Consider the following 15,176-nt stretch of genomic DNA (forward strand, 5'->3'; position numbering starts at 1 on the left):
TTAAGTTATGCCTTCTTTTGATATTGTTTCAGAAGTTGATACCGTAGAACTGCGTAATGCCGTAGATAACTCTAATCGTGAACTCGCCACACGCTTTGATTTTCGTAATGTCGACGCCAGTTTCGAGCTCAAAGATGAGACAGTAAAATTAGCTGCTGAAGATGATTTTCAACTTAATCAAATGTTGGATATCCTGCGTGGCAATTTAGCCAAGCGCGGTGTTGATGCGCGAGCTATGGAGCTAAAAGACTCCGTCCATTCAGGTAAAAACTGGTACAAGGATGTTGTATTTAAACAAGGGATCGAATCATTACTGGCCAAGAAGGTGGTCAAGATGATCAAAGATGCCAAGCTCAAGGTACAAGCCTCTATTCAAGGCGATAAAATTCGAGTCAGCGGCAAAAAACGCGATGATTTACAGACGGTGATCGCCTTTTTAAAAGAAAGTAACCTAGAACAACCTTTCCAATATAATAACTTTCGCGAATAACAAAAAAATCCAGTCTCTATTGCTCTAGAGGCTGGATTTTTCAATGCTTAACCGCGTGGTGCTATAAACCTATTTCAGCCGATAATGATTTAATTTCTTGTAAATCCAGCTGATGAACGCGTAACATTTGTTCTACTTGGCTTAACCTTGAACTCGCCGCATCTTGCTTATCACAAGCATCCGATTTTGCATCCCAAGATTGGCCTTTTAAATAAACATCACACTCTTTTTTCAAGATAGGTAAAGCATCATTCAACTGCTTTTGCTCTTTCTGTAGCTGTTCAACTTCTTGCTTAATCTTTAGCTCTTTTTGAAATAACTCTCGTGAACGCTCAAAAAGTATCGATTGCATGTCCGCTTGACGATGTAATCGTGCATTTTTCTCATCAGCACTTTGTAATGCGTTGTTTTGCTTTGCTAATTGCTGATCCAACGATAAGTTAACTTTTTCTAATTCTGCAATCTGTTGTTCTAATTGATCCAACTGCTCTTGATTTTGTTGTTTTTGCTGCTCAAGATGCTGTTGCAGTTTCACTTGCCACTCTTGCTCTTGTCGCTCTGCCTGCTGAGCCGTTTGTTCATTTAATGCCTTCGCATTTTCTTGTAACGCTTGAACATTGACCTGCAAACCAGCATAAGCGGTTTGCCATTTAGTCTCTGTCACCGACGAACCGACTAATCCTCCTAATGCCAACCCTAATGCTGCCGCTAACCCAATATAGAGGTAACTGCGTTTGTCACGTTGTTCGATGACAACAACATCTTGGTGTTCATCTGCCTTTTTTTGATTCACGTTGACTCCCAATTTAGCATCAGCGAATTAATTCAGTGACCACAAGCGAAGCGGTATAAAGAGCAAAAGCCGATAATAAAACAATCACTACCCACTTTTGAAGTTTCTCATTAGTTCCATAACGGATTAAAAGAAAAGCGAGAACAATAAATACCCCAATAAAAATCAATCTGGTCATAGTATGCTCCGGTTTTATTTTGCCTACTTCAATGACATTCGGTAAAACAAGTGTAGCTCTCAAGCCTGTTGCTGCTTGCTATTTTATACCATTTATTACACCAAATAGGTCAAAGAAAAATGGATTAACCTGCTGTTATGTCAATAATTTAACTGAGTTCACTTTGAAGGTGGCGTTTTTTCAAACAGTGCTGATTTTTTACGCTGACTCATGGACTGCGCTCCTTTGTTCATTCCAGTCATTTACCGTTAAATTTGCAGATGACATCACACTTTATTTTGGGTAATATCGCCAAGCAAATTATTGTAACACTAGATAATTGTTCCGTTGAAGACAGCAGGAGAGTGGTTATTAACTAAATTATAACACTTAGTTAACTATACCCGCCGAAGAAGTAAATCTTTCAGGTGCTTTATTCTTTTTTGAAGATAAAAGCGAGGACTGTTGTTGGAGGAACCTCTGGAGAGAACCGTTCAATCGGTCGCCGAAGGAGCAAGCTGTGCTGATCACATCAGCAGAGTGAAACTCTCAGGCAAAAGGACAGAGGAGTGAAAGGTTTTATGATTCTAAGCCTTATGGCTTTGCTCACTTTACTTAAACAACGCTGATAATGACTTTGTACCACAGGTATCGTGGCACGGTTTTCTTTGTGTGTTGTTTTATCGCGGTGAGTTTGACTGAATATATTATTCAGCCCCTTTCCTCTTCTCCTTATGTTGACACTATTAAGGGGAAATAATGACCAACCTACAAACACTGCTACAAACTATTGATCACTTTATTTGGGGCCCACCACTACTGATCCTACTCGTAGGAACCGGGATCTATTTTACCTTTCGTTTAGGCTTACTGCAGTTTCGTTACCTACCCTCTGCGATTAAAATGGTATTTAGTAAAGAACCCGGCGATAAACAAGGTGATGTATCAAGCTTCGCAGCACTTTGCACCGCGCTTTCCGCTACCATTGGCACTGGAAATATTGTTGGAGTTGCCACGGCAATTAAACTGGGCGGCCCAGGCGCATTATTTTGGATGTGGCTGGCGGCTTTATTTGGTATGGCAACAAAATACGCGGAATGCTTACTCGCGGTGAAATACCGTAAAGTCGATGATAAAGGACAAATGGTCGGCGGACCGATGTATTATCTGCGCGATGGTGTAGGTTCAAATACTTTAGCAATTTTATTTGCGGTATTTGCCCTGGGTGTCGCCTGTTTTGGGATCGGCACTTTCCCACAAGTTAATGCCATTTTAGACGCGACTCAAATTTCTTTCGGTGTACCCCGAGAGATGTCCGCTGTTGTACTGACCATCCTAGTCGCCTTTGTCACCGTCGGTGGTATTCAATCTATCGCCAAAGTCGCGGGTAAAGTTGTGCCTATTATGGCGCTTTTTTACGTCGTTGCTTGTTTGAGTGTCATCATCAGTAATGGGGATAAGCTGCTAGAAGCGATTCAACTGGTGTTGGTTTCCGCCTTTACGCCAACCGCAGCCAGTGGCGGATTTTTAGGCGCAAGTATCATGTTGGCGATTCAATCGGGTATTGCACGTGGTGTCTTTTCCAATGAGTCTGGCTTAGGCAGTGCGCCAATGGCCGCCGCTGCAGCAAAAACCGACTCTTGTGTGAAACAAGGCCTGATTTCAATGACGGGCACCTTCTTTGATACGATCATCATTTGTACCATGACGGGTCTGGCGTTGATTTTAACCGGTGCATGGCAAAGCGATTTTGCTGGTGCGGCGATGACGACCCATGCCTTCGCCACGGGCCTTAATGCCCAAACCCTTGGGCCATTACTGGTTTCTGTTGGGCTGATTTTTTTCGCTTTTACCACGATTTTAGGTTGGAATTATTATGGTGAGCGCTGCGTAGTCTTCTTATGGGGAACCAAGGCTGTGCTGCCTTATAAGGTAATTTTTATCGGCTTAGTCGCCTCTGGTGCTTTTCTTCATCTCGATCTGATTTGGATTATTGCCGATATCGTTAACGGATTAATGGCGATTCCTAACCTGATCGGCTTAATCGCTTTGCGTCATGTCGTTATAAAAGAGACTAAGCTTTATTTTGAAGCGCAATTACCAGCCTTAAAAACCATTAAAGCCAAAGCGTAGTGTAATCTTGTTACTGCTATACCCAAACAACTTGGAGTTGCAGGTAGGCGGCAAGTGAGTTCATCCCCATGAGCATAGACGGGCTATGTGATTGGGGTGAACGAACGCAGCCCCCCTGCAGCTTCAAGTAGGAAGGGTATAAATTGACTTTAATCGAGTAGGAGGCGGGATCACTCCCGCCGTCCTCTCACACCACCGTACAAGCGTGGATCGCATACGGCGGTTCCGAATAGATTTTCAATGTTTCATACCCTTCCAACAATGAGTATAACCCCAACTCTTCCAACCGTTTGTTGGGTAAAGCCTGATTGACTTGGGGCGTCCGTGAGAGTTTCCACCATCCTTTATCTGAACCTGCGACTTTCCATGCATTAGGTTTGGCGACTCCTAAACTAATCAGCCACATCGCTATGCTGTATTTCCGCTTTTTCTGTTTTAGACGGTAGCACCGCAGTCGGCGTCTTATCCAACTGTCTAGGTGACTCATCGATGACGGCCTTAAGCCCAGTTTAAAGTAGTTCTGCCAACCTCGTAGATACGTCGATAGTTCCTTGATGATTGCCGGGAACGTTCGTCCTCTATTTCGTTTGGTGACTTGTCGCACTCGTTTCTTCATTTGATGCATGGCGTCATCACTGATACCTATCACACCATCATCGTTGAAGCGGTGTCCCAAGTAGCTACGCTCACTCACTCTGGTCGCCGCACTTTTCTCACGGTTTACCCGTAATTTAAGCGTCTGCTCCAAGAACTCCGTAACCGAGGTTTTCACCCGTTGCGCTGCTGCTTCACTACCTACGTAGATTTGGCAATCGTCTGCGTATCGGCAGAACTTATGACCTCTACGTTCTAACTCTTTATCAAGCTCATCCAATACGATATTAGAGAGCAGCGGCGACAGAGGACCTCCTTGTGGGGTTCCTCTTTGTCTTCGCTCTATCACTCCATTTCGCATCAGACCACTTTGTAGATATTTCCTGATCAGTTTCAGCACCCGTTTATCCGCGATATCTTGAGACAGCCGATACATCAGTCTGTCGTGATTGACGGTATCGAAGTACTTCTCCAGATCTATATCGACTACATATCCCCGCCCTTCTCGAATGTATTCACTCGCTTTCGACAAAGCATGATGAGCACTCCTTCTTGGTCTGAACCCGAAGCTGCTCTTTGAGAACTTCGGCTCATACAACTGTGTCAGGAGCTGTGCCATCGCTTGTTGTACGATGCGATCCTGAACGGTTGGGATACCCAGTTGGCGTACTCCACCTTTTGGCTTGGGGATTTCTACACCCAGAACGGGAGACGGTTGGTAACTTCCATCCAGTAAAGACTGGCGAAGTTGCTGCCCATTATCCAACTGGCGAAGCTTTTCCAAGGTCGCTGTGATCGTCAGTCTATCTACCCCACCGCACCCCTTGTTGCGCTTCACCTGTTTGGTCGCAGCGTTTAAATTACCCGGACTGAACATCTGTTCGAGTAATCGAGTGGTGTCCATCAAGACTCGTCCTTCTTTCTATGCCAAATCAGCTTGTTACGCTTCGTTTCCGTCAGTTCCACTTTTGGCTTCACCAATCGGAACGTAGAGATGGGTCGCATCGTTACTGTTACTCCACTGATTTGAATATCTGGCGACTGCTTCTTGACCTATTCAGTTCCGGCCTTCCCTTAAGTTGTACTTCCTCAAGGTACTATGCCTTCTGCTGACTCCTTATTACCCATCAGCATCCATCACTGGCTGCTTAGTTTCGTCCGAAACAGATAATAAGATCTCCCGAGGTAAGACGTTGTTCTTTCTCGTGGTCATGCCTGATTTACTGCATCGCACTTCTCGTCGAGTCGTTGGGCTATTCTATCTATTGCTAGGTTACCCAAGTCGACACAGCCTACTATCAGATTTCTGTTCGTCATCACCACGTTTTGCCATTTGCTTCCTTCAGATTTCACCTCACGATGAACACCCTTGCATAGGCTAACGGTTCCCGCTCGACTGAGCCCGTAGAGGACTTTCACCTCCTAGATCAACGCCATGCTCGGCGCACAAAAAAAGGGCTTGAGAATATCTCAAGCCCTTTTCTGTTCGAAAATTGATAGCTATTCAATGTCATCCGTCATTAATTTGAAGCCTAATCCGACCAAAACCACCCCGGTTGTCCCCTCCATCCAACGCATAAATGAGCTATTTTTTAGTAAATTTTTTGCCGAACTCAACGTTCCAGCCAACCCACACTGCCAAAGCATTGCAATGACAAAATGAATCGCAGCCATTAATAACGACTGTAGCAAAGGAGAATATTCAGGATTGATAAACTGCGGCAAAAAAGCCAAGTAAAATACCGCGGTTTTCGGGTTAAGCACGTTAGATAAGAAACCTTCTCGTAGCGAACGGCGAGGATTTAGTTGTGTATGTTGCAGGGTAACAATATCGATCCCGCTTGGTGACTTCATTAAAGTACGTAAACTAGACAATCCCAGCCAAATCAAATAAGCGGCACCGATCATCTTCATCACCTGAAACAGCTCAGCCGATTGGGTTAAAATCGCCGAAATACCGATCGCTGAAAACGTGGCATGGACAAATAGACCAATACAAATCCCCAAACTGGTGATACAGCCATCAGCCATACCTGCTCGGGACGTATTGCGGATCACTAACGCGGTATCTAAACCCGGCGTTAACGTTAAGATGGTAATCGCAATTAAAAACGCTTCAAAGTTTTGAATATACATAATCTCTCACACAAGTCATTGACACCAAATTGCGTAGAGACAGTTTGCAAAGAACAGACTAAGCCCTCTTTGCACTGCCTTCCCTAGCGGTTGTTGCGGCTCTGAATGATATAACGATTCAGATCACAAAATCGTTATACCTGAGAGTGAATCACTTGTCTGTAATATTTTTTTACCTTTTGAGCGATTTTCTTTGGCTTAGAAACCAGCTTGGGTAAACTGCATTCCTAGCGCCATTAATTGGTCGGCCCCCTGAATATCAGTCGCTTGTAAAGGGATCGGATAACGCTTGAGATGGGAAAACTGCTGATCAATTTCCTGTAAATGTTGTTTTTCCTGTTGACGCCGCAAGGCTAAAAATTCGCCATCCGCATGAATCGGTAAAATGCGGTTAATCACAATCCCAGCGACAGGTAACTTTTCATCGGTCAGTGAGCGTACCGCACGCGTGGTTTCCAAAATAGGCAGTTTTTCTGGGGTTAATACAAATAAAATCGCCGTTTGTGAACCATCCAAAAACGTTTCTCGCGTTCGCTGTAATAACCGTTGTCGATTAAGTAAAATTTCCGCAATTGCTTTGTGTCGTTCATCAAGGCCACTGGTAGCATGCTCTTCTGGACTGCTCAGTGGGTTATCAATATCTTTACCACTATTTGGCGTTAAGTGATCAAGCACCTTGGCAAACTTGTCCGATTGTTGGTTACTTTTCAGCAATCCTTGTGTCCAAGCCGCCATCGCTTCTGGAAGAGCGAGTAAACGTAAAGTGTGGCCGGTGGGCGCGGTATCAAAAATCACTAAATCATAGTGCTGTAGACCATGCTCTAATGTACGTGCAATACACTCCAATAACGCCGCTTCTTGTGCGCCGGGAGATTGCCCCGTTAAACGAATTTGCCGCTCAACGGCACCATAAAGCTCAGGACGAGTAAACCGTTTTAACTGGCGGCTGACTTGCTCAAGATGACGAACCACTTCCTCATCTGGGTCAATTTCTAAACCGTCAAGATTCGGGGCAACTCGGGTGATTTTATCGCCGATCGGTCGGTCAAAGGCATCGCCTAAGCTGTGCGCAGGATCGGTGGAAACCACTAATACTCTCCGACCTCTTTCTGCTGCTAACAAGGCTAACGTTGCTGAAGTGGTGGTTTTACCTACCCCACCTTTTCCGCCAACTAAAATCACTCGTTGATTATTCAGTAATAACGCCACCGCTCTCTCCTCTCTGTGAATGTCTGGCCGCTTTTATGTTTAACAACATCTAAATTGATCGAGCGGTGAATGAGCCATCCCCATGCGCAGATGCCAATCATGAAAACGCTCCATTAATAGAGGTTGTAACTCCAGTGTGTAATAACTAGCCGGATTAGGTACCCCCATCATCTCGGAGAAGATCAGCAACATAAAGAGATCGTCTTGCTCGCGCTTAGCGCGAGCAATGGCCGAACGATATGGCGCGTTATAAATTTCTTCTGCGTAATGATTAGCGAGCTTAAAACAAGCTCGGATCTTACTCAGTTTCATTCAACACCGCCTCCTTCTTACTTTTAATCAATTTATTCAAGGCGGAAGCGCACTCTAAAGTGATCAAAATAGCAGCAATCAGTACGATAATATCGAGCGTAAATAAGAACCAATCTTGCTTATCGTAAAAGCTTTTCAACTGAATCAATAAACCTAAGGTAGTCATAATTAATAAAAACACTAGCGGTACTAAGGTGTAATACATTGGCCGCCCTAAACGTACTAACATCACCGTAATAACAAGCAAGGTTAATCCTGCCAATAACTGGTTAGTGGTACCAAATAACGGCCAAATCAGTAGACCACCCGAACCATCGCCACCAGCACCAAACGCTAACAAAACACAAGATCCAACCGCTAAGAGCGTCGCGGGTAGTGCTTTTTGCATCCAACTAATGTTATAAATATTCCCCCACTCTTGGAAAATATAGCGCTGCAAACGAAGCCCCGTATCCATCGTTGTCCCTGCAAAAAGAACAACCATTACGGTTAATAACGTTTGTGACAGCGTAGTATCTAACCCCAAACCTTGCTGAAGTATGTTGGCACCACCATTAATAAACGCACCAACGCCGCCTTGACCAAAGCCATGATAAACCGCCTGCCAATCAGCTAAGGTCGCAAAACCTGCCGTTGCCGCAATAATCGCCGCTAACGCTAAAGAGCCTTCACCAATTGCACCAAAGTAACCAACAAAGCGGACATCCGGTTCTTTATCTAACTGTTTAGACGTAGTACCACTCGCCACTAAACCGTGGAAACCAGAAATCGCACCACAAGCAATCGTCACAAACAGCAATGGGATCAGTGATGGCGTCCCTTCTGGTAAATTAGTGTTAAACGCTGGAGCCACCACATCAGGACCGGCGAATAAAACCGCACCGTAAACTAAAAACAAACCAATGAATAATTGAATGCCGTTAATATAATCCCTTGGCTGCAGCAGCATCCAAACCGGTAATAAAGAAGCGATAGCTGCATAGGCAAACAGAATGATGATCCAGCTCTGTGTAGGATTCAATCCCATCAAAGTATCAGGCAAAGAAAGCGGCATCATAGGGCCAACATAAATCATCGCGTACAGAGCAATAACCCCTAATAGCGAGACCATCGCAAGCCCGATATAACGACGATAAATCAACTGACCAATCACCAAAGCCACCAAAATCGCTCCCCACACAGGGATAGTAGCACTGGGAAAGCTGATTAACTGACGGGCAATGACCACAGCGAATACCGCATTCACCATCAGTAGTACAAGAAAGATAACGATCATAAATAGACTGCGTGCACGAGGACCGATAATGTCGCCAGTTAACGCACCAACCGATTTTGCTTTATTACGGTTACTGGCCCAAATCGCTCCAGCATCGTGTACCCCAGCAAAGAAAATCGTGCCAAAAACGACCCAGATAAAGGCTGGTACCCAGCCCCAAATCACGGCAATCGCAGGACCAATAATCGGTGCTGCCCCAGCAACCGACGTAAAGTGATGGCCCCACAAGACATACTTATTGGTTGGTACATAATCGATACCATCATTCATTTCATGAGCGGGGGTTCGAAAATGCGGGTCGACTTTAAAGATTTTTTCACAAATAAATTTCGAATAAAAAATGTAACCCAGCGCCATGGCACCTAAGCCCATTAGCATCAGGAATATTGCATTCATGTCTACCTCCACTGTAACGTTCATTATTGTTATGCACGAAAAGATAGTAATACCTTTACATTTACCCTAGAAATAAAAACACAACAAATTTGAACATCTTCGCAACCTATTTGTACTATTAGTGAGCCACTTCTCAGTTAATTTTTTCGCGTTAACCTTAAGATCTTCCATACAGCCTATGCAAAAGTGGATCAAGAAAATAATAGATATACCTAAACGACTTGAAATTGCAGGTAGGCGGCATGTGAGTGAATCCCCATGAGCATAGGCAAACGATGTGATTGGGGTAACGAACGTAGCCAACACCGCTGCAGCTTCAAGTAGGAAGAGTATAACGGGTGCAAATTAAGACTCCATATAGAAGACAGTGACGGATCATCAACTAGGGATAGAAATTTAGCGCGTATCAGGCTCATTAATTGAGCCTAAACAACAACGATTAGCCAGCACAGTCAGAATCCCCTATTCTATAGACTCTGTTTTCTAGCACTGCCAATCAAGGCTCTACCTATTCACCATCGTGAGCCAACGCATCATCGAATAAGGAAATCAACATGGCTTTTACCGCTCTGATTGAACATTTTAAAAAAATTGCCCACTTTGAACATCTCAGCTCGATTTGTGGTTGGGATCAAGCTGCGGTTATGCCCGCGGGCGGAGCTCAAGCTCGCTCTGAAGCGATGGCACAATTATCCGTTCATATTCATCAGTTGCTGACTGAGCCACAACTGGCCGAGTGGTTCGCTCGCAGCCAAGAGCAGCTCGAAACCGCACAACAAAAAGCAACTTGGCGAGAAATGCATCGTCAATGGCAACTGGCCAATGCACTGCCAGAATCGTTGGTTAAAGCGCAATCCCTAGCAGGCTCGCAGTGTGAGCACGCTTGGCGCAGTCAACGTAAAAATAACGACTGGACTGGTTTTGAAAAAAATTGGGCCGAAGTGGTCAAACTGTCTCAAGAAGAAGCGCAAATTCGCTCTGATCTCACCGGTCTTAGTTGCTACGATGCCATGCTTGATCTCTATGAACCGGGGACAAATAGCCAAGCGCTGGATAAGGTATTTAATGAAGTAAAAACTTGGTTACCTTCTTTAATTGATCAGGTTCTAGAAAAGCAAAGCCCACGAACCGATCATTTTACCGACGGCTCATTATCCGGCAGAGGAGCAAAAAGCCCTTGGTTTAGAGGTAATGAAGCTACTGCAGTTCGACTTTAATCACGGTCGTCTGGATCAAAGTACGCACCCATTCTGCGGTGGCGTACCCAGTGATGTGCGGATCACCACTCGTTATAACGAAGCCGAGTTTACTCAATCGTTAATGGGCATTGTCCATGAAACCGGTCATGCGCGTTATGAACAAGGCTTGCCAAAAGCCTTTGCTGGTAATCCAGTTGGTCATGCTCGCTCAATGGGGATTCATGAATCTCAATCGCTATTTTTTGAAATGCAATTGGGCCGCAGCGCACCGTTCATCGAACATTTAGCCACCCTAGCTCAGCAACATTTCTCAGCGAATGAAAGTGCCGTGTTCGCCGCTGACAACTTCCAAAAACTCTATACCCGTGTGGAAAAAGGCTTTATTCGCGTTGATGCCGATGAGCTTACTTACCCAGCTCACGTTATCTTACGTTATGAGATTGAACGTGATCTAATGAACGGCCACATCAAACACACTGATGTACCCGAGTTATGGAATAAAAAAATGGGCGCTTATCTTGGCCTTTCCACCGCTGGCAACTATCAAAATGGGTGTATGCAAGATATTCACTGGACTGATGGCAGCTTTGGCTACTTTCCTTCCTATACCCTTGGCGCTATGTATGCCGCGCAATTTATGGCAACAATGAAACAAGGTGTTGATGTAGAAGCAGCGATTGCTCGTAAAGATCTTAGCCCGATCTTTACTTGGTTGAATGACAATATCTGGAGTCAAGGTAGCCTACTGACGACTGACGAATTGGTGAAACAAGCTACGGGTGAAGTGCTTAACCCAGTACACTTCAAGGCGCATTTAGTGTCGCGTTATTTGGCTTAATCAATCAACGTAGCTAACACCGCTGTCGCTTCCGATAAGAGATAGATCCAAACGGGAGACTTTTCGTCTCCCTATTTTTATTCTTCAACTTAATTTAATGTCTTGATCCATTTAGCTGGCACACCACCAACTAAGGTATCAGGAGCGACATCTTTGGTCACAACGGCTCCCGCTGCTACCACCGAACGAGCGCCAATCGTCACGCCTTGGCAAATAACAGCATTCCCCCCAATCCAAACATCGTCTTCAATCACAATTGGCGCGCACTGAAAAGTCCAACCACGTCGCTGCTGATAATCAAGCGAATGGGTGGGTGTATAGAATTGGCTGTTGGGGCCAATTAAAACGTTATTACCAATGGTGATCGGCGCATTATCCAACATCGTCACTCCCATATTGATGTAAGTATCGTTACCAATCGAAATGGTTTTCCCGTACTCACAAAAGAACGGCGGGCAAACCACCGTATTCTCACCAACCTGTTTGAATAGTCTCGTGAGATAAGGCTGAGCCGCGGCAAACTGGCGAGAATTTATCTCTTTAAGTAGATCAAATGCTTGGTTTCTTAGCATACCAAATTCAGGGCTATCAGAATCATGCGCTAAACCTAAGGTCATTTTTTCAAATTCATTCATAAGGTAAGGACTCTCTTTCTATCAGGGATAATCCCCGATATAAACGGATCATGAGTTCCATGCAAGGACGCCGCCCACACTCTGTGAAGTGATGACCAGACTCTGACTCAAGTTATCCCTCACACCACTGAAATTCGCAAAACGCAAAATAAATTGCACTTTGCAAAGCAAAGTATGAAACCAAATGATATTAAACTCAAACAAGCACTGATTTTATGGACATTCGTAGCATTGAAAAGTTGGCACGCTAAATGCTTTATATAGATTGATCCTTTTAAGCCGAGGATCACCTAGCCAACTGACGTTGTTAGTGAATAGATTTTGTTCACATTTTTAGCCAGCCGCCCTTTGCGACTGGCTTTTTTATTTTCTGCGTGATTAAGATCAGGCTGACTGCTACAGACGCTTTGAACCGAGCACTAAACTACTATAACCTTGCTAATTGCTTTTGTGACTCACGATAAGTGACAATGTCACTAAAAAATTACCATAATCAACAAGGAATAGTGATGCAGCAACACCTGACTGCTTTTATTGACAATGGAGTACACTATACTCCGCACTCCTTTACCCTGCCCTTAAACTACAACGACCCAGATTCAAGTACGATTTCGGTTTTTGCGCGGGCAATTCGTTTAGTCTCTGATGGCGAGCAACAAAAACCTTGGCTGGTGTATTTTCAAGGTGGGCCTGGCTTCCCTGCACCGCGCCCTAATGGTTTATCTGGCTGGTTAAAACGGGCGCTGCAAGATTATCAAGTATTGCTTCTTGATCAACGTGGCACGGGGAATAGCTCGGTGATCTCCCATCAAACTTTGTCCACCATGAACGCTGCTCAACAAGCCGATTACTTATGTCATTTCCGTGCTGATAATATCGTGCGCGACGCAGAAGCCATTCGTGAAGCGCTCGGAGTGAAGCAATGGGCGATTTTAGGGCAAAGCTTCGGTGGCTTTTGCTCGCTCACTTATTTATCTCTCTATCCAGAGAGCTTAACACGCACCTACATTACCGGTGGCGTGCCCTCGCTCACCGCCCATGCTGATGAGGTGTACCGCGCAACGTTTGCTCGTACTTTGGAGAAAAACCACGCCTTTTTTGCTCAGTTCCCTCAAGCGCAAACCTTATGTCAGCGTATTGCCAATCATCTGCTTAACCATCAAGTTCGCTTACCTAATGGCCAACTATTTACCGTTGAACAGTTTCAACAAATCGGCATCAATTTTGGTATGAGTGACAGTTTTCTGCCCACCTATTACCTACTGGAAAATGCCTTGATCACGGTGGATGGGCAAGAGACCCTAAGCTATGAGTTTCTTAATCAGATGCTCATGCAACAAGCGTTTCAAACTAACCCTATTTACGCCATTTTGCATGAGTCGATTTACTGTCAGCACAGCGCTTCAAATTGGTCCGCGCAACGCATTCGCCAAGAGTATCAAGTCTTTGATTACCAGCCGAATCAAACCTTCTTATTTACCGGTGAAATGGTTTTCCCTTGGATGTTCGAACAATACGCCTGCTTAAAACCACTGCAAGCGGCAGCACAGCAACTGGCCGCCAAAAGCGATTGGCCTGCGCTGTATCATCCGCAAGTGCTAGCGCAAAATAAGGTGCCGGTCAGTTGCGCGGTTTACGCTGATGATATGTTTGTCGATATGGATATTAGCCGCGCGACCCTTAAGCAAATCGCCAACTCAACAGCGTGGATCACCAATGAATATGAACACAACGGACTTCGCGCCGATGGCGAGCGAATTTTAGATAAATTAGTCACCATGGGCGACCAAATCGCTGCAAATATTGACGCTCAAAAAGCCAATGAATTAATGACGGTTTAAGCTTGCAGTTAACTTTGCTGACATCCAGATCATAAAAAGCGCCATTGGGCGCTTTTTTCTGTCAACTAAACGAGCATTTAGCAAAGCAGTTGCTGCAATTTATATTCAACCATAGGATCGTCAGGAACAATCTGTTGCGCAAATTCTAATAGCTGCACCGCATCCTGCGGGTTTTGGTGCTGATGTTTAATGGCAATATCCACCAAAGGCTGAATATCAATATTCGTTTGATGCTCTTTAATATGGGCATTTTTCTCAGCCATCAATACATGATGCGCTGTACTGAGTAAACCTAAACGATGCCTAGAATTCGCATTGGCTTTATTCAGACACTGATAATAGTCTTCTTTAAAACGCAACGCTCTGGTTTGATGACGAAACTGAGTGATATCAATATGTTGGTGACGAATAAAATCCACCGCAACCTGTTTGTAAAAGCCCAATTGATTCAGATAATTAGCATGAGTTCCGTGACCCATACCAAACACTCTTAGGTGAGTTAATTGGGGATAGCGTTTCGCATGCAGTCGGTCGATGTGATTCGTCGGGTCATAAATGATGTACCCCTTCGCATCCCCTAAATCGAGATCGTGATAATCACCCTGCCAATCATATTGCTGCGCCAGCTGAGTGCTGGATCGGTCATCCCAAGGGACAATCTGTTGGTTTTTAGTGCTCACCGGATAAAAAAGCAAAACTTGATTTAGCTTTAGTAAATTGGCAAACGCGCCCACCGCAAAACCACCACGACTCAGCCCATAACCTAACCGCGACTTAAACGGGATCAATAAGGTTGATAATTGCTCTAAAAAGAAAATTAAGTTGCGACTACGAAACCAATTACTTTTCCCTAAATGCTGAAAAGCAATAATGTTAACCTCTTGCTTTTGCGCAAGACGATAGCCCCAAGGCGAAAAATTCGAATCTAAGTCCTGTTCCTGTAAATTCGTCCCTGCTGGTGAGAAGGTAAATAATAAGGGTTTATTTAAATCAACAAATTGATACTTCACAAAAATGTCGTCAAGTAAATCCTCACCAGACATCGGTAACTTGGCCTGTTGTTCGTCTTTGGAAAGAGACGCCCATTCATCCAGCCAATACAGTAACTTCATTTATCCTCCATCTAAATTGCATAACGCAATTGTGTTTAAAAATACTGTGTGTTTC

The 15,176-nt window shown here is 44.5% G+C and carries 12 protein-coding genes, 1 pseudogene and 1 riboswitch; of the genes and pseudogenes, 4 read left to right on the forward strand and 9 right to left on the reverse strand.

Features of this window, described 5'->3' with window-relative positions:
- The first annotated feature begins 7 nt into the window (after window positions 1-7).
- Window positions 8-490 carry a YajQ family cyclic di-GMP-binding protein gene (locus VIB_RS07225; RefSeq protein ID WP_004395307.1) on the forward strand — a complete coding sequence of 161 codons (483 nt, stop codon included), beginning with the start codon at window positions 8-10 and terminating at the stop codon, window positions 488-490.
- 61 nt (window positions 491-551) lie between these two features.
- On the opposite strand, the gene VIB_RS07230 is transcribed toward VIB_RS07225, so the two are convergent.
- Complete coding sequence (locus VIB_RS07230) at window positions 552-1,283, reverse strand: hypothetical protein (RefSeq protein ID WP_004395308.1); 732 nt, start codon at window positions 1,281-1,283, stop codon at window positions 552-554.
- Between the two features lie 19 nt (window positions 1,284-1,302).
- Entirely contained in the window at window positions 1,303-1,461 is a 159-nt protein-coding gene (locus tag VIB_RS17765) for a hypothetical protein (RefSeq protein ID WP_040904320.1), read from the reverse strand.
- 449 nt (window positions 1,462-1,910) lie between these two features.
- A riboswitch (glycine riboswitch) is annotated at window positions 1,911-2,015 on the forward strand.
- Between the two features lie 184 nt (window positions 2,016-2,199).
- On the opposite strand from VIB_RS17765, the gene VIB_RS07240 reads away from it, so the two are divergent.
- Window positions 2,200-3,573 (forward strand): alanine/glycine:cation symporter family protein, encoded by a 1,374-nt coding sequence (locus VIB_RS07240; protein WP_004395309.1) that lies wholly within the window; start codon window positions 2,200-2,202, stop codon window positions 3,571-3,573.
- Between the two features lie 187 nt (window positions 3,574-3,760).
- Here the strand turns inward: VIB_RS07240 and ltrA are convergent, their stop codons facing one another.
- From ltrA to VIB_RS07270, 5 genes are all read right to left on the reverse strand, one after another.
- Window positions 3,761-5,071, reverse strand: a complete 1,311-nt coding sequence (ltrA, locus tag VIB_RS07245) for a group II intron reverse transcriptase/maturase (RefSeq protein ID WP_000381813.1) — start codon at window positions 5,069-5,071, stop codon at window positions 3,761-3,763.
- A gap of 596 nt (window positions 5,072-5,667) precedes the next feature.
- Window positions 5,668-6,303 carry a LysE family translocator gene (locus VIB_RS07255; protein ID WP_004395310.1) on the reverse strand — a complete coding sequence of 212 codons (636 nt, stop codon included), beginning with the start codon at window positions 6,301-6,303 and terminating at the stop codon, window positions 5,668-5,670.
- Window positions 6,304-6,501: 198 nt separating this feature from the next.
- Window positions 6,502-7,485: an ArsA family ATPase gene (locus tag VIB_RS07260; RefSeq protein ID WP_445206034.1), complete on the reverse strand. Its 984-nt coding sequence runs from the start codon at window positions 7,483-7,485 to the stop codon at window positions 6,502-6,504.
- Window positions 7,486-7,551: 66 nt separating this feature from the next.
- Window positions 7,552-7,824 carry a cory-CC-star protein gene (locus VIB_RS07265; protein WP_040904321.1) on the reverse strand — a complete coding sequence of 91 codons (273 nt, stop codon included), beginning with the start codon at window positions 7,822-7,824 and terminating at the stop codon, window positions 7,552-7,554.
- A complete protein-coding gene (locus VIB_RS07270) occupies window positions 7,811-9,496 on the reverse strand; it encodes a carbon starvation CstA family protein (RefSeq protein WP_040904322.1) in 1,686 nt (561 codons plus the stop codon). Before VIB_RS07270 ends, VIB_RS07265 begins: the two co-directional genes overlap by 14 nt.
- Window positions 9,497-10,050: 554 nt before the next feature.
- Between VIB_RS07270 and VIB_RS07275 the strand changes: the two are divergent.
- Window positions 10,051-11,533, forward strand: a pseudogene (locus VIB_RS07275) (carboxypeptidase M32).
- A gap of 89 nt (window positions 11,534-11,622) precedes the next feature.
- On the opposite strand, the gene VIB_RS07280 reads toward VIB_RS07275, so the two are convergent.
- Window positions 11,623-12,168 carry a sugar O-acetyltransferase gene (locus VIB_RS07280; protein WP_004395313.1) on the reverse strand — a complete coding sequence of 182 codons (546 nt, stop codon included), beginning with the start codon at window positions 12,166-12,168 and terminating at the stop codon, window positions 11,623-11,625.
- Between the two features lie 509 nt (window positions 12,169-12,677).
- Here VIB_RS07280 and VIB_RS07285 point away from each other — a divergent pair.
- Complete coding sequence (locus VIB_RS07285; protein WP_004395314.1) at window positions 12,678-14,009, forward strand: alpha/beta fold hydrolase; 1,332 nt, start codon at window positions 12,678-12,680, stop codon at window positions 14,007-14,009.
- Window positions 14,010-14,086: 77 nt separating this feature from the next.
- Here VIB_RS07285 and VIB_RS07290 read toward each other — a convergent pair whose 3' ends face one another.
- A complete protein-coding gene (locus VIB_RS07290; protein ID WP_004395315.1) occupies window positions 14,087-15,121 on the reverse strand; it encodes a hypothetical protein in 1,035 nt (344 codons plus the stop codon).
- Window positions 15,122-15,176: the final 55 nt, after the last annotated feature.

It is taken from the genome of Vibrio metschnikovii CIP 69.14, assembly GCF_000176155.1.
GTDB lineage: Bacteria > Pseudomonadota > Gammaproteobacteria > Enterobacterales > Vibrionaceae > Vibrio > Vibrio metschnikovii.